The sequence below is a fragment of the Lentzea sp. NPDC051208 genome (assembly GCF_040682435.1).
GTDB classification, from domain to species: Bacteria; Actinomycetota; Actinomycetes; order Mycobacteriales; family Pseudonocardiaceae; genus Lentzea; species Lentzea kristufekii.
Map to the genome: position 1 here is coordinate 482,080 of NZ_JBFBAW010000001.1, position 17,947 is coordinate 500,026.

The following is a 17,947-nucleotide window of genomic DNA, read 5'->3' on the forward strand; positions in this document are numbered from 1 at the left end:
CTCTCGCCTCGGTGATGATGATCGTGGAGTGTAGACACATGAGCGGTGCCTCACAACGCATTTGAGGCGGAACACCTCCACGACGCCCGTCGTTCACCAGGTATGCGCCTGTGTTTGCTCGGCGACTCGATCGCCGCCGGAGTGGGCAGCACGCGCCGGGAGGACACGCTCGGCCCGTTGCTCGCCGAACGCCTGCGAAAGGCGGGACACCGGGTCGACCTCGCCGTGCACGCGTTCGCGGGCGCCCGCTCTGCCGACCTGCGCGCCCAGGTGCGCACCGCGGTCGCGAGCGGAGCCGATATCGCGGTGGTGGTCATCGGCGCGAACGACCTGACCAGGTTCGTCCCCGCGCACGTCGGTGCCCGGCAACTGCACGACGCCGTCGCGGACCTGCGCGCGTCGGGGGCCGAGGTCGTCGTCGCTACGGCACCGGACCTGAGCATCGTCTCGCACGTCCCGCCCGCGTTGCGCGACGTCGTGTCGGCCGTGAGCCGCGACTACGCCCAGGTGCAGCAGCAGGCCGTCATCCGGGCCGGCGGAGTCGTCGCCCACGTCGAACGCGCCGTCACGCCCCGGTTCGCCGCCGATCCCTCGCTGTTCGCCGCCGACCGCTTCCACCCGTCCGCCGCCGGCTACCGCGCGATCGCCGAGGCTCTGGCACCCGCGGTCGAGGCCGCCGCGGACCGGCGAGGCGTCTGAACGATTACGACCATGCGTCTCCGGCGTTGCGATCAACGCCGCGGCGTCGTACTGTCCGCACTAAGTTCAAGCATTGAACGAATGAGGTGGATGATGAGCACGCCCACTCCGGCGGACAAGTTCTCCTTCGGTCTGTGGACCGTGGGCTGGCAGGGCCGCGACCCGTTCGGCGAGGCCACGCGCCCCGAACTCGACGTGGTCGAGGCGGTGCACCGGCTCGCCGAGCTGGGCGCCTACGGGCTGACGTTCCACGACGACGACCTGTTCGGCTTCGAGGCGACGCACCGCGACCAGCAGATCAGCCGGTTGCAGGGCGCGCTCGCCGAAACCGGTCTCGTCATCCCGATGGTGACGACGAACCTGTTCAGCCACCCCGTCTTCAAGGACGGCGGCTTCACCAGCAACGACCGCGGCGTGCGGCGGTTCGCGCTGCAGAAGGTGCTGCGCAACGTCGAGCTGGCGGCGGAGCTCGGTGCCAAGACCTTCGTGCTGTGGGGCGGGCGTGAGGGCTCCGAGTACGACGTGGCCAAGGACGTGCGGGCGGCGCTCGACCGGTACCGCGAGGCGATGAACCTGCTGACGCAGTTCGTCACCGACCGCGGTTACGACATGCGGTTCGCGCTCGAGCCGAAGCCGAACGAGCCGCGCGGCGACATCCTGCTGCCGACGGTAGGGCACGCGCTCGCGTTCATCACCTCGCTCGACCGGCCCGAACTGGTCGGTCTGAACCCCGAGGTCGGGCACGAGCAGATGGCCGGGCTGAACTTCGTGCACGGCATCGCGCAGGCGTTGTGGCACGACAAGCTGTTCCACATCGACCTCAACGGTCAGCGCAGCATCAAGTACGACCAGGACCTGGTGTTCGGGCACGGCGACCTGATGAACGCGTTCGCGCTGGTCGACCTGCTGGAGACCGCCGGCTACGACGGTCCGCGGCACTTCGACTACAAGCCGTCGCGGACCGAGGACATCACGGGCGTCTGGGACTCGGCCAAGGCGAACATGGCCACGTACCTGCTGCTCCGCGACCGCGCGGCCGCGTTCCGCGCGGACCCCGAGGTGCAGGAGGCGCTGGCCGTGGCGGGTGTCGCGGAGCTCTCGCAGCCGACGCTCAACGCCGGCGAGTCCTACGACGACCTGATCAAGGACACCGGGTTCGACCCCGACCAGGCGGGCGAGCGCGGCTACGGCTTCGTCCGGCTCAACCAGCTCGCCCTCGAGCACCTCACGGGAGCGCGCTGACATGACGCTCGTCGCCGGCGTCGACTCCTCGACGCAGTCGTGCAAGGTCGTGGTTCGCGACGCGGAGACCGGCAGGCTCGTCCGGGAGGGCCGCGCGGCTCACCCGGACGGCACCGAGGTGCACCCCTCGCACTGGTGGTCGGCTCTGCAGTCCGCGCTCGCCGACGCCGGCGGACTGTCCGACGTCGCGGCGCTGAGCGTCGCCGGGCAGCAGCACGGCATGGTCTGCCTCGACGAGGACGGCGAGGTCGTGCGCGAGGCGTTGCTGTGGAACGACACCCGTTCCGCGGCGGCCGCGGCCTCGCTGACGGACGAGCTGGGCGCTGCGCAGTGGGCGGCGCGGATCGGACTCGTGCCGGTCGCGTCGTTCACGATCACGAAGCTGCGCTGGCTCGCCCAGCACGAACCGGCCAACGCCAAGCGCACCGCCGCCGTCTGCCTGCCGCACGACTGGCTGACGTGGCGGCTGCGCGGCACCGGGTCGCTCTCCGACCTGGTCACCGACCGCTCGGACGCGTCCGGCACCGGCTACTTCGACTCGGTGTCGAACGAGTACGTGCCTGACCTGCTCTCTCTCGCGCTCGGCCGCGCCGACGTGGTGCTCCCCCGTGTCCTGGGCCCGGCGGAGTTCGTGGACGGACCGGTCCGGCTCGGCGCGGGCGCGGGCGACAACGCGGCGGCCATGCTCGGGGTCGGCGGCGGCACCGACGTCGTGGTGTCGCTCGGCACCTCCGGCGTCGTCACGGCCACCAGCGACGTCCGCGCGGAGGACCCGTCCGGCATCGTGGCGGGGTTCGCCGACGCCACCGGCCGCTACCTCCCGCTGGCCTGCACCCTGAACGCCGCCCGCGTGCTGGACGCGACGGCCCGCATGCTGGGCGTCGACCTCGCCCGGCTCAGCGACCTCGCACTGTCCGCGAAGCCCGGTGCGGAGGGTGTGGTGATGGTTCCGTACCTGGAAGGCGAGCGGACGCCGAACCTGCCGGACGCGACGGGTGCGTTGCACGGACTGACGCTCACAAACGCCACGCCCGCGAACATCGCCCGTGCGGCCGTCGAAGGCATGCTGTGCGGTCTTGCGGTCGGCCTCGACGCGCTCGCTGAGCAAGGTGCGGACGTCACAGGCGTGCGGCTCGTCGGAGGAGCAGCGGTTTCTCCCGCGGTGCGGGAGATCGCGCCGATGGTGTTCGGTGTGCCCGTGACGGTGCCCGCGCCGGATGAGTACGTGGCGAACGGTGCGGCGCGGCAGGCCGCGTGGACGCTCACGAACGGGACGACGCCTCCGGAGTGGACGCTGGCGGACAGCACGCGGTACGAGGCCGAGGCGGTGCCGGAGATCCGGGCGCGGTACGGGGACGCGGCACAGCGATACTTGAGTCGATGACCACCGTCGACCACCTGCGGCAGGTTCGCCTCGGCAACCTGCGCACGGTGCTGCTCGCCCTCGTCGACCGCCCCGGTTCGCGCGCCGACCTCGCGGCGCGCACCGGCCTGACGAAGGCCACCCTGTCCAACCTCACCGAGCCGTTGCTGGCGGGCGGGATCCTGGTGGAGGAGCCCGCCACGCTGGCCGGCATGGGCAGGCCGTCCAAGCCGTTGCGCTTCCACCCCGCCGGGCCGGTCGCGGTCGGGGCGGAGATCAACGTCAGCCACCTCGCCGTCGAGACGCTCGGACTCGACGGTGCCACGCTCGAACGCCGTCTCGTCCCCGCCGACATGCGCAAAGCGACGGCGGACGAGGTGCTCGACCGGGTCGCCGGACTGATCCGCGAGGTCACCGAGGGCTCCGAGCGCACGCTGCTCGGAGTGGGACTCGCATTCCCCGGTGTCGTGCACGACGGCGCCATCGTCCGAGCGCCCAACCTGCCCAAGCTCGTCGGCGAACGACTGGCCGAGAGGCTCGGTGAGCGAACCGGCCTCGACGTCCAGCTCGACAACGAGGCGAACCTCGCCGCGCTCGCCCACCTGTGGCCGCGGCACCTGGCGGGCGAGGACTTCGTGCACGTGACGGCCGACGTCGGCATCGGCGCGGGCGTCGTGCTGGGCGGCGAGGTCTACCGCGGGGTCAGCGGGTTCGCGGGCGAGCTGGGGCACGTCGTGATCGAGCGCAACGGCATCCGGTGCACGTGTGGCAGCCGCGGTTGTGTCGAGCGGTACGCGGGGCTCGACGTCATCCTGCGCGAGGCGGGACGACGCCGGCTCGACTCGTTGCGCAAGGCGCTCGAAGCGGGCGACCCCAAGGCCGCGGCGGCCGTGCGGACGGCCGGGGAGGCGCTCGGGGTCGGCATCGCGACGCTGATGAACCTCTTCGACGTCCCGACGGTCGTGCTCGGCGGCAGCTACGCCGTGCTGTACGACCACCTCCGCGAAGCCGTGCAGTCCGAACTGGACGGCAGGGTGCTCGCGGGCGGCGAACGGCACACCCGGCTGCTCGCCTCGCCCCTCGGCGAGTTCGCGGTGGTGCGGGGTGCGGCCGGGCTGATCACGAGGCGCGCGGTGCAGCAGCCCGAGCGGCTCTTCGCATAGCCAGGCCGCCCAGCACCACACCGGCCACGCCCACCGCGAGCGACACGTAGCCACCGACGATGCCGTAGCCGGTACCGGGGCCGCCCTTCGCCATCAACACCACCGCGACACCGATCACCGCCCCGACCGCACCCAGCACGACGGCCCACAGACCACGCCGTGTGAGCGCCAACAGTCCGAGCACACCGAGGACCACACCGACGAGCGACAACGTGCGGCCGGCGGACATCTCATAAGCAGCGGAAAGCAACATGGGCACCAGCCAACCGCCGAACCGGCGTCACGTCGTCGTGCGGGCGCAGACACCGCTGTACTGCGCGCGCAGTAGTCCGACAATGCTCCCGCTGAAGGATCTACCAGCGCGGACGGGGGATTAAGGTGCACGGATGAGCAAGCGCTGGCTGGACTGGGCGATCGCCGCGGGAGTCGCGACGAGCCTCGTCGTGGCGGGCCACCCCGCGACCGTTCCCGGCTACGCGCTGCTCGCCGCCAGCGGGCTGGTCCTCCTCGCGCGCACACGGTCGCCGAGAGCCGTGCTGGCGGCGACCGGGCTCCTCGCACTCGGCTACCAGGCCACCGGCGCGGACGTGCCGGTGATCGCCTTCCTGTTCGCCGTCTACTCGACGATGCGGGCGGGCCACCGCGTGTTCACGCTCGCCGGTTCCGTCCTGATGCTCGCCACGCTCCCCCTCGCCGCACTCGCCTCGCCGCGCGACCTCACCACGTACGAGGCGTTCGCGCAGACCCGCGACGTCCTGCAGATCGCGTGGCTGATCGCCGCCGCGGCCGCCGGCGAGGCGCTGAGGCAGGCCGAGCGCAGAGCCGACGAAGCCGAACGCACCAAGGAGGAAACGGCGCGACGACGGGCCAACGAGGAACGCCTGCACATCGCCCGCGAACTGCACGACTCGCTCACCCACCAGATCTCGGTGATCAAGCTGCAGGCCGAGGTCGCCGTCCACCTCGCCCGCAAACGCGGTGAGGAGGTGCCCGAACCCCTCCTGGTGATCCGCGACGCGGGCCGGGAAGCGTCCAGGGAACTCCGCGCCACGCTCGAAGCCCTGCGCGACGACGACAAGAACCCGCCGCACGGCATCAAGGACGTCCCCGATCTCGTCGAACGCGCCAGGGCCACCGGCTTGGACGCCCGGCTCACGATCGAAGGCCGCCACGACGACGTGCCGGCAGCGGTGGAGCGCACGGCGTACCGGATCGTGCAGGAGTCGCTCACGAACATCGCCCGCCACGCCGCCGCGGCGACCGCGCGGGTCCACATCGACTACCGCGAGGACACGGTGATCATCGAGGTGGACGACGACGGCACGGCGGCACCGGGGAACACCGCACCGGGCGTCGGGCTGCTCGGCATGCGCGAACGCGTCACCGCGCTGGGCGGCCACCTCCAGGCGGCGCCCCGGACCGAAGGCGGTTTCCGCGTGCAGGCCGAACTCCCCGTGGCACAGCCGTGATCCGCGTCCTGCTGGTCGACGACCAGCCGCTGATGCGCCGCGGTTTCCGCGCGCTGTTGGAAGCCGAGGACGACATCGAGGTCGTCGCCGAGGCCGGGACCGGCCGGGAAGGCCTCGACCAGGCCAGGAAACACCTCCCGGACATCGCCCTGATCGACATCCAGATGCCCGAGATGGACGGCATCGAGGCCACCGGGCACATCGCCGCCGACCCGTCCCTGGCGGGCACGCACGTCGTGATCCTCACCAACTACGGCCTGGACGAGTACGTCTTCCACGCGCTGAAGGCAGGCGCGGCAGGGTTCCTCGTCAAGGACGTGCAACCGGAGGACTTCCTGCACGCCGTCCGGGTCGCGGCCCGCGGCGACGCCCTCCTGGCCCCGTCGATCACCCGCAGGCTGATCGACCGGTACGTGAGCCAGCCGCTGCAACGGGACCTGAGCGTCGACCACCTCACCAACAGGGAACTCGAAGCCGTCGTGCTGGTCGCCCGCGGCCTGTCGAACGACGAGATCGCCGCGAGCATGGTGATCAGCCCGCTCACCGCGAAGACCCACGTCAACCGCGCGATGACGAAGCTGCACGCCCGCGACCGGGCTCAGCTCGTGGTGATCGCCTACGAGTCGGGCCTGGTGGTCCCGCAGGCCTCCGAACGCGGGTAGGCCTCCGCGCAGATCCGGTTCTCGGCGTCCGCGACGGACAGCGACCAGCGGATGATCCGCGCGTCGTTCGCTCCCGTCACCAGCTCGTCCTCCCGCGTGAACGCCACGGCCTGCACCGGTCCGGTGTGCCCGGTCAGCGTGGTGCCCGACCGGGTGCCGAGGTCCCACACGACTACCGCGTCGTCCTCTCCCCCGGAGGCCAGCGCGGTGCCGGACGGGCTGAACGCCAGCGCCACCACGGGCGCGGAATGGCCGGTCAGCGTCATCAGCTCGGCACCGGTGGCCACGTCCCAGACCTTCACCGTCCGGTTGGCGCCCGCCGTCGCGAACCTCGTGCCGTCCGGGCTGATCGCGAGGTGGAGTGCCGCTGCTCGCGCCGCGCTCGTTTCTTCAGCCGCCGCGTCGCCGACTTCGTGCGCCTGGCCTGCAACTCGGTGCGGACGCGGGCGTGCCAGCGCCGGTAGCGTCCCAGCCCGCGGCCCTGGAAGTCGTCCGCGTCGCTGGTGGTCGCGAGGTTCACGATGCCCCGGTCCACGCCGAGCCAGTCGACCGGCTCGAACAGCGGCTCCTCGGGCATCTCGCAGGTCGCGATCAGCAACCACATGCCGTCGCGGTGCACGAGATCACTCTCGCCCTTGCGGTACTCACGCAGGGTCTTGAGCTGCTCTGGAGAACCCGCGAAGCGCACGTCCTTCATCCGGTCCACCGTGGTCCAGATCGACACGGTGCCCGCGTCGTGGTTCCACGACAGGCACCGGTCGTCGAACGGCTGCGCCGCATCCGGCCGGAACCCGATCGGTTTCGACTCAGCCTTCACCCGGCGCTTCGAGCCAGGGCTTGCCGAGGTTCCCGGCGCGGATGGTCGCGTGCAGCGCGGCATAGGCGTCCGCGACTTTCTTGATCACGTGCTGGGCGGCCTGCGCGCCCAGACCACGGGCCTTCAATTCCGCGTAGGTGTGCTTGCGCAACGCGTACTCACGGAACACCCGGTGCTCGAACGCGATCCGCGACACCCAGTCCGCGGACTCGTTGCAGCCATGCGGAGTCGCCGCCAACGCGGACGCCTGCACGGCGTCCAGCAGCAGCTTCACCTGCACAACGATCTTCACGAAGCAGACCGTACATCGGCCTGGGCACCTCAAAGGGTTTAGTGGGATCCCGGCACAGCGGTGAGCGACCCCACAGCCCGTTCCGGAAACACTCCGGGCACCACGGCCGTTACACGTGTTGGTCGGTGCGGTCCGTGTCCCCCGGGCCTCACCTCATCGCCTTCGCGGAAGACCGCACAACCGGTACCGCGTCGAGCAACTCGCCGAGAGGCGACCGATCGCATCGGCCTTCCCGAACTCGCCCTCGAGCCGTCACTTTCCCCCGACGGACGGCTCGAGGGCGTCCGGTCGGCGCGGACCTCTCCTGCCGCGCCGACCACCCGGTTTTCTCGATCCTTTGCACAGCAAGAAGATCGAGGTGGCCGACGGTGACCGGCCACACAGACCCTCCTGGAACACAACGGATCCCCTCGCCGTTGTACAGGGTGGTCGGTGCGGAACGAGTCCCCGGGCCCCAACACAAAGCCTTCGCGGAGCGCCGTTCACCCGGAACCGCGTCGTGCACACCGCCGAGAGGCGACCGCCGCACCGACCAACAGACCACGCCCTCAAGCCGCACACCCCCCTCGGCGACTTGAGGGCCTTCCCACCACCGCATTCCCTTTACGCCGCACCAGATGGTCGGCGTGGAACGGGCCGCAGGGCCCAGCAGACCAAGGCCCTCGAGCCGTACACCCCCAGACGGCCCGAGGGCCCTTCCCTCTTCCGCAATTCCCTTGCACAGCAACACCATCCGGTGAGCCAGCACACAGATCACCAGGAAACACAACGGAACCCCGCACCGTTGCACCAGACGGTCGGCGCGGAACGAGTCCCCGGGCCCCACCACAACAGCCCTCGCGGAGCACCGTTCACCCGGAACCGCGTCGTGCACACCGCCGAGAGGCGACCGCCGCACCGACCACCCACACTCGCCCCCAGGCTGCCGTCCTCCCCCAGGCAGCGTGGGGGCTTCCCGCATCTGCGGGGTCAGGCGACTCCGGCGGCGATCAGCTTCGCCCAGATCTCGGCCTGGTCGACCACCTCGACGCCGAGCTTCTCCGCCTTCGTGAGCTTGCCTGCGCCGACGCCCTCGCCCGTGATGAGCAGGTCGGTGGTGGCCGAGACCGACGAGGCGGCGGTGGCGCCGGCTCGTTCGCACATCTTCTGGAACGTCGGGCGGGTGACCTTCTCGCCGGAGCGCGGGTCGCTGATGGAACCCGTGATCACGACGGACTTGCCTTCCAGGGGTGCGCCGGCGACGACCACCGGTGGCAGGTCCTCCTCCCGCACCTCCAGCGAGACGCCGCGTTCCCGCAGGCGTTCGATCTCCGGGCGCAGGCGGGCCAGGTGGAAGTTGAGGGACTCGGCGACCTTCTGGCCGATGTCCTCGACGGCCACGAGCTTCTCGACGCCCGCGTCGGCGACGGCTTCCAGGGAGCCGAAGCCCGCGCGGCACAGGCGGGCCGCGGTGCCTTCGGAGGCCATCGGGATCGACAGGCCGATCAGCGCGCGGCGCAGGCCCACTGAGCGGCTGCGGTCGATGGACTCGATCATCCGGGTCGCGGAGACCTCGCCCACGCGGTCGAACTCCAGCAGGCGTTCCTTGGTGAGCGTGTAGAAGTCGGACGGGTTCACCAGGTCGCCGGTCTCGGCGAGGCGCTCGATCCACACCTGGCCGATGGCGTCGATGTCGGCGGCGGCGCGGGACGACCAGTGGATCAGGCGGCGCACGGTCTGGGCGGGGCAGGCCGAGTTCGTGCAGAACAGCTCGCGGCTGTTGCCCTGCTCGGTCAGCGGCTGGGCGCAGGACGGGCACTCCGACGGCGGGACGATCTCCTGCTCGGCGCCGGTGCGCTTCGACTCGTCGAGCACGCCCGCGACGAACGGGATCACGTCGCCGGCGCGGCGGACCAGGACCGTGTCGCCGATCTTGATGCCGCGCGAGCGGATGACCTCCTGGTTGGCCAGCGTCGCGCGGGTGACGGTGGTGCCGCCGACGAACACGGGCTCGAGCCACGCGACCGGGGCGATCTTGCCGGTCTTGCCCACGTCCCACACGACGTCCTTCAGCACCGTCGTCTTCTCCTCGGCGGCGAACTTGTACGCGATGGCGCCGCGCGGGGACGACGACCGGGTGCCCGCGGCGGCGAACGCGTCGCGGTTCGCCAGGCGCAGCACGGCGCCGTCGAGGTCGTAGTCGAGGGTGTTGCGGGCCTGCTCGATGCCGCTGATCAGTTCCTGGGCCTCGGCCGCGGTGGAGCAGTGCTTCATCTCCGCGACGCTGAAGCCCAGCTTGCGCAGGCCCGCGTCGAGGTCGGAGTCGGCGCTCTCCGGCTCGGTCGTCAGGTCGAACGCGAAGAACTGCATGCGCCGGCCCTCGACCGCCTTCGGATCCTTGGCGCGCAACGTGCCCGCCGCCGCGTTGCGCGGGTTGATCAGCGGCTTGTCCGGGTGCGCCGCGTTGTACGTGTCGAACGTGGAGCGCAGCATCACGCACTCACCGCGCACCTCGACGCGCCCCGGCGCCTCGACCTTGTCCGGCACGCCGTCGCACAACGCGCGCGTGAGGAACGTGACGTCGTCGCCCGTCGTGCCGTCGCCACGGGTGACCGCGCGCGCAAGGCGCCCGTTCTCGTACACCAGCGCCAGCGACAGGCCGTCGAGCTTCGGCATGACGACGACGGGCTGACCGGGGAACCGCGCGAAGAACGACTCGACCTGCTCGGGCTTGTTCGCCTTCTCCAGGGAGAGCATCGGCCGCGAGTGCCGCACCGGCGCGTGCAGCACCGACGGCGCGCCCACGTGGTCCAGCGGGTTGTCCTTCGGCGCGAGCTCCGGGTGCTCCGCGATCAGGGCGCGGAACTCGTCCTCGATCGCGTCGTACTCCGCGTCCGCCACCAGCGGCTCACCCTGGTAGTACGCGTCACGCAGCTCGACGATCCGCCCGGCGAGCTCCTGAATCCGATCCCCAGCAGCACTCATGGGAGGGACGTTACCGGGCACCACCGACAAAAATGGACGGTCGAGCCTGGAAGTCCGCTCGAGTCGCGGTGGAGCCGATCGCCGCTCCACTTCGGACAGCGACAACGGAGCCGCCACACCCAGGCCTCTAGTCGCGCGGCCCGCGCAACGTCAGCACCACCCGCAACACGTGCTCGACGGCCGCCGGGAACACCGCTCCCCGCAGTTCGTCACGATGCACCAGGGTCTGCCCGGCGAACTCGACCATCCGCTCCGGCCCGACCCGCCGCACCACGAGCGCGGCGACCTCCTCCAGCTCGAGGCCGGGGTTGTCGAGGCGGGTCAGCGCGAACTCGACGATCAGCTCCTCGTCGCTCACCCTGCCACCTCCTCCCCCCGCAACTCGTCGGATTCTTCCACCGATACAGGTCGAGAACATGCGCTGGACCGATGATCCGGACCACCCGCACGCTGTCCCGCATGAAGTTCTCACGGCCAGAGGCCCGCAGCTGGCGATGTCCTCCCGCGCCCACCGGGGTGCGGGACTTCCACGCCGGGCTGCCCGGCTACGCGCCCACTCCGCTCACCGCACTGCCGGCCCTCGCCGCGGAACTCGGGATCGGCCGCCTGTTCGTCAAGGACGAATCCTCCCGGCTCGGGCTGCCCGCTTTCAAGGCTCTCGGTGCGTCCTGGGCCGTTCACCGCGTTCTCGAACGGCATTCGGGCCAGGTCACGCTCACCACCGCGACCGACGGCAACCACGGCCGGGCGGTCGCGCGGATGGCCCGGTTGCGTGGCCAGCACGCCCACGTCTTCGTGCCGCACACCGTGCCCGAGCCGGCGATCGAGGCGATCCGGGCCGAGAACGCCCAGGTCACGGTGGTCGAGGGCACGTACGACGACGCGGTCGCCAGAGCCGCCGAAGCGGACGGGGTCCTCGTGCAGGACATGGGGTGGCCGGGCTACGAAGAGGTCCCGGCCTGGATCGTCGAGGGCTACGGCACGCTCTGCCACGAGATCGACGAGCAGCTCGACTCCGAACCCGACCTGGTCGTCGTCCCGGTCGGGGTCGGCTCGTTCGCGCAGGCCGTGATCACCCACTACCGCGGCCGCGACTCCCGCACGAGGCTCCTCGCCGTGGAACCGGACAGCGCCGCCTGTGTCCTCGAAAGCCTGAAAGCGGGCGAACTCAGGACCGTCCCCACCGGCGACACGATCATGGCCGGACTCAACTGCGGCACACCGTCCGCCACCTCCTGGCCGTATCTGCTCAACGGCCTGGACGCCGCCGTGGCCATCTCCGAATCCGAGTGCACCAAAGCGATGCAGGACCTCCACGCGCAGAACGTCCACTCGGGACCGTGCGGCGCCGCACCTCTCGCCGGACTGCGTGCCATCCGTGCCGATTTCGGCCAACTCGACACCGTCGTGCTCATCAGCACCGAAGGACGCCCGTGAACCCACGTGACCTGCTGGCCCGACTCGTCTCCATCGACTCGGTCAACCCCGGCCTCGTCCCCGGCGGCAACGGCGAACACGAGATCGCCGGCTTCATCGCCACCTGGTTCCGCGCCCACGGCTTCGAGGTGCACCGCCTGGAGCGACGGCCGGGCAGGCCCTCGCTCGTCGCCGTCAAGAAGGGCACCGGTGGCGGGAGGTCCCTGATGCTCAACGGTCACATCGACACGGTCGGCTTCACGGGCTACGACGGCGACCCGCTGAAGCCGCACGTCGAGAACGGCAGGATGTTCGGCCGCGGCACGTTCGACATGAAGGGCGGCATCGCGGCCATGATGGTCGCCGCGGCCAGAGCCACCGAACGCCCGCTGCGCGGCGACGTCATCGTCGCGTGCGTGGCCGACGAGGAACACGGCAGCTTCGGCACGGAAGAGGTGCTCGACCACTTCACCGCCGACGCCGCCATCGTCACCGAACCCAGCCACCTCGAAGTCACCCTAACGCACAAGGGTTTCGTCTGGTTCGACGTCGAGATCGGGGGCAGGGCCGCCCACGGCTCGCGCCCGGAACTCGGCATCGACGCCATCGCCAAGGCCGGCCACTTCCTCGTGGCGCTGGAACAGCTCGGCCGCGACCTGCGAGACGGCCCGCGACACCCCCTGCTCGGCACCGGCACGGTCCACGCGTCGCTGATCAGCGGCGGCGAGGAGGCCTCGACCTACCCGTCGGCCTGCCGGATCACCCTCGAACGCCGCACGGTGCCGGGAGAGTCCCCGCAGCAGACCGAGGACGAGCTGCGCGCGATCCTCCACCACCTGACCGCGACCGTCCCGGACTTCACCGCCACCCTCACCCGAGGCCTCGCCAGGGACCCCTTCGAGGCCGACCCCGAAGCCCAGATCGTCCGCACGCTCATCGCGCAGCTCGGCGAGCCGCCGATCATCCGCGCGGAGCCGTTCTGGACCGACTGCGCCCTGCTGGACCGCGCGGGTATCCCCTGCCTGCTGTTCGGCGTCGACGGCGCGGGCGCCCACGCGGCCACCGAGTACGTCGACCTGGCGTCCCTCGACCGGCTCACCGACGTCCTGACCGGCACGATCACCGCCTTCTGCCACTAAGTTCACTCCCTGGGGAGCACGGGTGGGTGAACGGGGATGCCACGCAAGGAACGGCCGCTCGACGCGGGCGACTCGGCGGTGCTCGCGTTCGCGCGGGAGCTCAGGTCGCTGCGGGAACGGGCGGGCGGCCCGACCTACCGCCGGCTCAGTGCGCTGACGCACTACTCGGAGGCGGCCCTGTCCCAGGCCGCCTCCGGGCGCAAGCGGCCGACGCTGCCGGTCACGCTCGCGTACGTGCGGGCGTGCGGCGGTTCGGAGGAGGAGTGGGAACGCCGCTGGCACGCCGCGGCCGAGGCCGAACCCCGGCCCGAGCAGGACCCCGGTGCGCCCTGCGCGGGGCTGACCGCGTTCGGGCAGCAGGACGCCGACCGGTTCTTCGGCCGCGACCGCCTGATCGACCGGCTCACCCGCCTGGCCGGGGACGAACGCGTCGTCGTGGTCGTCGGCGCGTCCGGTGCAGGCAAGTCGTCGCTGCTCAGGGCCGGTCTGATGCCTCGGCTCGGCGACCGGGACGCGCTGTTCACGCCCGGCCCCAGCCCGATGCAGGAGTGCGAAAGAGCTCTGCGGGACGCCGCCGAGGACACCGTTCTCGTGGTCGACCAGTTCGAGGAGATCTTCACCCTCTGCGAGGACCGCGACACCCGCAGGCGGTTCGTCGACCGGCTGACCGCGCACCGGGTGGTGCTGGGCGCCCGCTCGCCACCCTGTCCGGCCACACCGAGCGGGTCTACGCGCTGACGTTCCCGGCCGACGGCCACACGCTGCTCAGCGCGGGCGGCGACCGGACCGTCCGAGCGTGGGAGGCCGACGTCGAGCACGCCGCCGAACGCATCTGCGCCACGGTGTCGCCGCCCCTGTCCGCCCCCGACTGGAACCGCCACTTCCCGGACGTCGACCTCACCCCGCCCTGCCGACGACCGTCGTCAGATCGACGATCTGGGCAGCTTCACCTCGTCACTCACTGCGTTCCCCTTTCCTCGCCACCTGTGTAGCGGGAGGGGGTTCTTCACGGTCGACGCCGGGAGCTGAAGAAACAACGGTGAACAACCGCGATCCTCGCCGCATGACCGGTTCCTCGACGTAACGCCAGCTGAGCGCCGCTGCCACGATCGTGAGCAGCGCCGCGACCGGACCGGCGGCGACGCCCAGTTCCGGGCGCAGCCACAGGGTGAGCGGGTAGTTCCACAGGTAGGCGCCGTAGGACAGCACGCCCAGCGCCACCAGCGGCCGGATCGGCGTCGCCACCCGCTCCCACCTCGACCAGACCAGCAACAGCACGGCCGTGCAGGCCGCGATCACCGGGCCCGCCACGAGGTAGGTCAGCGCGTGGCCGCGGAGAGGCACCACCGAGAGCACCGCCAGGCCGGTCAGGGCGATCGGCACGGTCCAGCGCGGCGCCGTGGTCAGCTTCAGCCTGGTCGCGGCGCCGATCACGAAGCACACGAACCACGACGTCGGCAGCGCGTAGGCGTTGTCGGCGTTCGGCCACAGCCAGACGAGCGTCGCCGTGCAGGCCGCGAGCGCGCCCAGCGCCGCGACGACCAGAACCGCGCCGGTCCTATTGCGCACCCAGGCGAACGCCAGCAGCGCGGGCCACAGCAGGTAGAACTGCTCCTCCGTCGCGAGCGTCCAGCCGTGGAACGCCGCCGGGCTGACACCGCTGATCGGCAGGTTGCCGGTGAACGTCACCAGGACGATGACCGTTTTGAGCAGCTTGTCCCGCTCCCCCAGCGGGTCGAACACGAGCGTCACGACGGCGAAGACCACGAGCAGCGCCACCAGCGCGGGCAGCAGTCTGCGCGCCCGCCGCAGGTAGAACCGCTGGAAGCCGACGCGTCCGGTGGTCGTGAGCTCCCTCTGCAGGACACCGGTGATCAGGTAGCCGCTCAGCGTGAAGAACACGACCACGCCGACGACACCCGCACCGGGGAACACGTCGGGGAACGCGTGCCGCAGCATCACGAGGAGGATCGCGATGCCGCGCAGCACGTCCAGTCCGGCGATGCGCCTCACCGCATCGCTCCGCGCACGAGCTTGTCCAGCAGGTCCGGATAGGACAGTCCGGCGGCCGCGAACATCTTGGGCACCTGCGACTCCGCCGTCATGCCGGGCATGGTGTTGACCTCGTTGAGCACGAACCCGTCCCCGGTCAGGAAGAAGTCGACCCGCGCGAGCCCGCGGCAGCCGAGCGCCTCGTAGACCTCGAGCGCCGCGTGTTCCAGCGCCTTGAGCTCGGTGTCGGCCAGCGGTGCCGGGATCACGAACTGGGCGCTGCCGTCGTACTTCACGGTCGTGTCGAACAGGCCGGGAACCCTGATCTCGAGCGGCGGACCGGTCCGGCGGCCCTCCTCCGGGTCGTCGAGGACCGCGATGTCGATCTCCCGGCCGCGCAGGACCTCCTCGACCAGCACGCGGTCGTCCAGTTCCAGGGCCTGGCGCACAGCGGGTTCGAGGTCTTCCTCAAGCTCGACGAGCCTCACCCCGAAACTCGACCCCGCCGCCACCGGCTTCACCACGGCAGGACCGGTGAAGTCCACAGTGGACGCGTTGGTGACCAGAACACCCTTCGCCGTGCGGACCCCGACCGCCTCGGCGACGAGCTTGGTGGCCCACTTGTCCATCGCGAGCGCGCCGGCCCGCAGCGGCGAGCCCACGTACGGCACGCCGGCCAGTTCGCACAGGCCCGCGAGCGTGCCGTCCTCCCCCAGCGGCCCGTGGACCAGCGGCAGCACCACGTCACAGGTGGTCAGGACGCCGAGCGCGGCGGCGAGGCTGCCGGACGTCAGCGGGTCGAGCACCTGGCCGTCCTGCCCGTGCCACCGGCCGTCGCGGCCGATCGTGAGCGCCACGGCCTGGTACTTCGCCGGGTCGAGCGCCTCGCGGACCGACTGCGCCGACGCCACCGAGACGTCGTGCTCGCAGTTCTGCCCGCCGCCGATCACGGCGACGCGGATCCCCCTCATCGGACGTTCCTCCGCACCCTCGCCCCGATGCCCGTCACGATCTCGTGCGGGATCGTCCCCGCCCAGCGGGCCCAGTCCTCCACCGTCGGCTCGCCGTCGTCGCCCGGCCCGAACACCACCGCCTCGTCCCCCGGCAGCACCGCGTCGTCCCCCACGTCGACCACGACCTGGTCCATCGAGATCACCCCGGCGACCGGCCGGCGACGTCCGGCCAGCCACACCTCCGCCCGCGCCGACGCGGTGCGCGGCAGGCCGTCCGCATAGCCCACCGGCAGCAGCGCCAGCGTCGTCGCGCGGTCGGTGACGTGCGCGTGCCCGTACCCGACCCCGGTGCCCGCGGCGACTCGCCGCACCTGGACCACCGGCGCCGTGAACCGCAGGGCGGAGCGCAGCCGGGTGGTCCCGGACGGGTCGATGCCCACCAGCCCGGCGCCGATCCGGACGACGTCGAGGTGAGTTCCGGGGTCCGTCAGCGCCGCGCTCGTGGCGGCCAGGTGCCGCACCGACGGCCGAAGCCCAGCCTGGCGAGCCATCTCGACTCCGCTGGTGAACGCGCGTTTGCCGGGCTCACTCACTCCAGGAATGTCGGCGCAAGGCAGATGTCCCATCACTCCGACGACCGAGACCCTCCCGGCCCGCTCCGCACGACGTGCCGCCGACATCAGCGACAGCCAGGACTCCGGCGCGGCCCCGTCCCGCGCCATCCCCGTGTCCAACTGGAGGTGCACCCGCACCCCGCCCTCCAGCGCCGCGAGGTGGTCCAGGCCCGGCACGCTCAGGTCGATCCCGTACCGGACGGCCGTGCGCACGTCCACGTCGACGGGGTTGAGCCAGCTGAGCACCGGAACGTCCACACCGGACTCCCGCACCTGCACGGCCTCCGCCAGCGACGTGACCCCGATCCAGGTGGCTCCCGCGGCCACCGCAGTGCGGGCGACGTCGCCGAGGCCGTGCCCGAACCCGTCGGCCTTCACCACCGCCATGACAGCGCCCCGCGCACACGCGACGAACCGTCTCGTGTTGTCGGCCACCGCGGTCAGGTCGATCTGCAACGCCGGCTCCAGGGCCGCCTGGCGCAGGCTCGTCACGCGCGCGCCCACGCAGGCACCTCCACCGGTCCGTAGACGGCGTGGCCGGCGCCGGTCAGCAACGCCCAGTAGCGGTCGCCGTAGGACCAGTGCCACCACTCGGTCGGGTAGTTGATCAGACCGGCGGCACCCAGCGCGCCGGCCAGCACCGTCCGGTTGTGGCGGGCCTCGTCGTCGACCGGCGCACCGAAGAAGCAGGCGCCGTCGCTCTCCTCGGGAGTGGCGTCGACCGCCGTGCCCATCCACAGCTCCGCACCCGACGTCGTGACCAGCGTCAGGTCCACGGCCGCGCCCGCGACGTGCGGAGCGACGGCCAGCGGTGCCACGAACCGGCTGGACAACCGGTCGAGCTCGACCCCGTCGGCGGTGGGGTGGAGCTCACGCAGTTCGGCCGTGTAGCGCTCGATGATCGCGCTCTGGCCGGCGATCGTGCGGTGCCCCTCGATCACCCGCAGGTCCACACCGGACGGAAGCAGCGCGCGAGCCACGTCGAGCCGCCGCGCGAGCCCTTCGCGCACCAGCACTCCGGGCGCGTGGTCCAGTGGCACCAAAGGATCCCCGTTGTCGAGCACGCGGACGGCGCGCACGATCGGATCGGCTAGCAGGATGGTCATGCGGCCAACCTAGGAACGTGCGTCCATCCTGGACTCCTCCTCCAGGCCACGCCCGC

The 17,947-nt window shown here is 71.4% G+C and carries 20 protein-coding genes; 10 read left to right on the top strand and 10 right to left on the bottom strand.

The genetic code is table 11. The annotated features are described in order from the left end of the window. Nucleotides 1-102 precede the first annotated feature (102 nt). The 4 genes from AB0M48_RS02030 to AB0M48_RS02045 all read left to right on the top strand — a co-directional run bounded on the left by AB0M48_RS02030 (nucleotide 103) and on the right by AB0M48_RS02045 (nucleotide 4,467). The gene (locus AB0M48_RS02030; RefSeq protein ID WP_363835421.1) at nucleotides 103-699 is read left to right on the top strand and encodes an SGNH/GDSL hydrolase family protein; all 597 of its coding nucleotides are present in this window, start codon (nucleotides 103-105) and stop codon (nucleotides 697-699) included. 90 nt (nucleotides 700-789) lie between these two features. Beyond that, entirely contained in the window at nucleotides 790-1,941 is a 1,152-nt protein-coding gene (gene xylA / locus AB0M48_RS02035; RefSeq protein ID WP_363835890.1) for a xylose isomerase, read from the top strand. A 1-nt stretch (nucleotide 1,942) separates the two neighbouring features. Continuing rightward, nucleotides 1,943-3,325 (top strand): xylulokinase, encoded by a 1,383-nt coding sequence (gene xylB / locus AB0M48_RS02040; protein WP_363835423.1) that lies wholly within the window; start codon nucleotides 1,943-1,945, stop codon nucleotides 3,323-3,325. After that, nucleotides 3,322-4,467: an ROK family protein gene (locus AB0M48_RS02045; RefSeq protein ID WP_363835425.1), complete on the top strand. Its 1,146-nt coding sequence runs from the start codon at nucleotides 3,322-3,324 to the stop codon at nucleotides 4,465-4,467. Before xylB ends, AB0M48_RS02045 begins: the two co-directional genes overlap by 4 nt. Here the strand turns inward: AB0M48_RS02045 and AB0M48_RS02050 are convergent. Continuing rightward, nucleotides 4,424-4,720, bottom strand: coding sequence for a DUF6223 family protein (locus AB0M48_RS02050; RefSeq protein ID WP_363835428.1), 297 nt, complete (start codon nucleotides 4,718-4,720; stop codon nucleotides 4,424-4,426). The genes AB0M48_RS02045 and AB0M48_RS02050 overlap by 44 nt on opposite strands. A gap of 133 nt (nucleotides 4,721-4,853) precedes the next feature. Between AB0M48_RS02050 and AB0M48_RS02055 the strand changes: the two genes are divergently transcribed. Then, nucleotides 4,854-5,936 carry a histidine kinase gene (locus tag AB0M48_RS02055; RefSeq protein ID WP_363835430.1) on the top strand — a complete coding sequence of 361 codons (1,083 nt, stop codon included), beginning with the start codon at nucleotides 4,854-4,856 and terminating at the stop codon, nucleotides 5,934-5,936. Further along, entirely contained in the window at nucleotides 5,933-6,598 is a 666-nt protein-coding gene (locus tag AB0M48_RS02060; RefSeq protein WP_363835432.1) for a response regulator transcription factor, read from the top strand. The genes AB0M48_RS02055 and AB0M48_RS02060 overlap by 4 nt, the downstream gene beginning before the upstream one ends. Here AB0M48_RS02060 and AB0M48_RS02065 read toward each other — a convergent pair. From AB0M48_RS02065 to AB0M48_RS02085, 5 genes are all read right to left on the bottom strand, one after another. Next, nucleotides 6,553-6,948, bottom strand: coding sequence for a hypothetical protein (locus AB0M48_RS02065; protein WP_363835891.1), 396 nt, complete (start codon nucleotides 6,946-6,948; stop codon nucleotides 6,553-6,555). The two genes, AB0M48_RS02060 and AB0M48_RS02065, sit on opposite strands and share 46 nt — an antisense overlap. Beyond that, entirely contained in the window at nucleotides 6,897-7,415 is a 519-nt protein-coding gene (locus tag AB0M48_RS02070) for a hypothetical protein (protein WP_363835910.1), read from the bottom strand. Before AB0M48_RS02070 ends, AB0M48_RS02065 begins: the two co-directional genes overlap by 52 nt. After that, nucleotides 7,405-7,707, bottom strand: a complete 303-nt coding sequence (locus AB0M48_RS02075; RefSeq protein ID WP_363835433.1) for a hypothetical protein — start codon at nucleotides 7,705-7,707, stop codon at nucleotides 7,405-7,407. The genes AB0M48_RS02070 and AB0M48_RS02075 overlap by 11 nt, the downstream gene beginning before the upstream one ends. A 969-nt stretch (nucleotides 7,708-8,676) precedes the next feature. Then, nucleotides 8,677-10,671, bottom strand: coding sequence for an NAD-dependent DNA ligase LigA (ligA, locus tag AB0M48_RS02080; protein WP_363835435.1), 1,995 nt, complete (start codon nucleotides 10,669-10,671; stop codon nucleotides 8,677-8,679). A 127-nt stretch (nucleotides 10,672-10,798) separates the two neighbouring features. Then, nucleotides 10,799-11,029, bottom strand: a complete 231-nt coding sequence (locus AB0M48_RS02085) for a hypothetical protein (RefSeq protein WP_363835436.1) — start codon at nucleotides 11,027-11,029, stop codon at nucleotides 10,799-10,801. Nucleotides 11,030-11,100: 71 nt separating this feature from the next. Here AB0M48_RS02085 and AB0M48_RS02090 point away from each other — a divergent pair, with 71 nt between their 5' ends. From AB0M48_RS02090 to AB0M48_RS02105, 4 genes are read left to right on the top strand one after another with little or no spacing between them, the layout of a single operon-like run. Continuing rightward, nucleotides 11,101-12,108 (top strand): pyridoxal-phosphate dependent enzyme, encoded by a 1,008-nt coding sequence (locus AB0M48_RS02090; protein WP_363835437.1) that lies wholly within the window; start codon nucleotides 11,101-11,103, stop codon nucleotides 12,106-12,108. After that, complete coding sequence (locus tag AB0M48_RS02095) at nucleotides 12,105-13,226, top strand: ArgE/DapE family deacylase (protein ID WP_363835438.1); 1,122 nt, start codon at nucleotides 12,105-12,107, stop codon at nucleotides 13,224-13,226. Before AB0M48_RS02090 ends, AB0M48_RS02095 begins: the two co-directional genes overlap by 4 nt. 36 nt (nucleotides 13,227-13,262) lie before the next feature. Next, nucleotides 13,263-13,964 (top strand): helix-turn-helix domain-containing protein, encoded by a 702-nt coding sequence (locus tag AB0M48_RS02100; RefSeq protein WP_363835439.1) that lies wholly within the window; start codon nucleotides 13,263-13,265, stop codon nucleotides 13,962-13,964. Then, nucleotides 13,961-14,218, top strand: coding sequence for a hypothetical protein (locus AB0M48_RS02105; RefSeq protein WP_363835892.1), 258 nt, complete (start codon nucleotides 13,961-13,963; stop codon nucleotides 14,216-14,218). The genes AB0M48_RS02100 and AB0M48_RS02105 overlap by 4 nt, the downstream gene beginning before the upstream one ends. Here the strand turns inward: AB0M48_RS02105 and AB0M48_RS02110 are convergent. The 4 genes from AB0M48_RS02110 to AB0M48_RS02125 are packed head-to-tail and all read right to left on the bottom strand — an operon-like array spanning nucleotide 14,181 to nucleotide 17,891. Continuing rightward, entirely contained in the window at nucleotides 14,181-15,239 is a 1,059-nt protein-coding gene (locus tag AB0M48_RS02110; protein WP_363835440.1) for an acyltransferase, read from the bottom strand. The two genes, AB0M48_RS02105 and AB0M48_RS02110, sit on opposite strands and share 38 nt — an antisense overlap. After that, the gene (locus AB0M48_RS02115; protein WP_363835441.1) at nucleotides 15,236-16,189 is read right to left on the bottom strand and encodes a D-alanine--D-alanine ligase family protein; all 954 of its coding nucleotides are present in this window, start codon (nucleotides 16,187-16,189) and stop codon (nucleotides 15,236-15,238) included. The genes AB0M48_RS02110 and AB0M48_RS02115 overlap by 4 nt, the downstream gene beginning before the upstream one ends. Beyond that, the gene (gene alr / locus AB0M48_RS02120) at nucleotides 16,186-17,289 is read right to left on the bottom strand and encodes an alanine racemase (protein WP_363835442.1); all 1,104 of its coding nucleotides are present in this window, start codon (nucleotides 17,287-17,289) and stop codon (nucleotides 16,186-16,188) included. The genes AB0M48_RS02115 and alr overlap by 4 nt, the downstream gene beginning before the upstream one ends. Continuing rightward, nucleotides 17,274-17,891, bottom strand: coding sequence for a M15 family metallopeptidase (locus tag AB0M48_RS02125; protein ID WP_363835443.1), 618 nt, complete (start codon nucleotides 17,889-17,891; stop codon nucleotides 17,274-17,276). The genes alr and AB0M48_RS02125 overlap by 16 nt, the downstream gene beginning before the upstream one ends. Nucleotides 17,892-17,947 lie beyond the last annotated feature (56 nt).

Bases quoted from the DNA above. Each gene is read 5' to 3' on its own strand.
- AB0M48_RS02045 (WP_363835425.1), top strand. From the start codon at position 3,322: ATGACCACCGTCGACCACCTGCGGCAGGTTCGCCTCGGCAACCTGCGC.
- ligA (WP_363835435.1), bottom strand. From the start codon at position 10,671: ATGAGTGCTGCTGGGGATCGGATTCAGGAGCTCGCCGGGCGGATCGTC.
- xylA (WP_363835890.1), top strand. From the start codon at position 790: ATGATGAGCACGCCCACTCCGGCGGACAAGTTCTCCTTCGGTCTGTGG.
- AB0M48_RS02115 (WP_363835441.1), bottom strand. From the start codon at position 16,189: ATGAGGGGGATCCGCGTCGCCGTGATCGGCGGCGGGCAGAACTGCGAG.
- AB0M48_RS02050 (WP_363835428.1), bottom strand. From the start codon at position 4,720: ATGTTGCTTTCCGCTGCTTATGAGATGTCCGCCGGCCGCACGTTGTCG.
- AB0M48_RS02100 (WP_363835439.1), top strand. From the start codon at position 13,263: ATGCCACGCAAGGAACGGCCGCTCGACGCGGGCGACTCGGCGGTGCTC.
- AB0M48_RS02125 (WP_363835443.1), bottom strand. From the start codon at position 17,891: ATGACCATCCTGCTAGCCGATCCGATCGTGCGCGCCGTCCGCGTGCTC.
- xylB (WP_363835423.1), top strand. From the start codon at position 1,943: ATGACGCTCGTCGCCGGCGTCGACTCCTCGACGCAGTCGTGCAAGGTC.
- AB0M48_RS02030 (WP_363835421.1), top strand. From the start codon at position 103: ATGCGCCTGTGTTTGCTCGGCGACTCGATCGCCGCCGGAGTGGGCAGC.
- AB0M48_RS02090 (WP_363835437.1), top strand. From the start codon at position 11,101: ATGATCCGGACCACCCGCACGCTGTCCCGCATGAAGTTCTCACGGCCA.
- AB0M48_RS02055 (WP_363835430.1), top strand. From the start codon at position 4,854: ATGAGCAAGCGCTGGCTGGACTGGGCGATCGCCGCGGGAGTCGCGACG.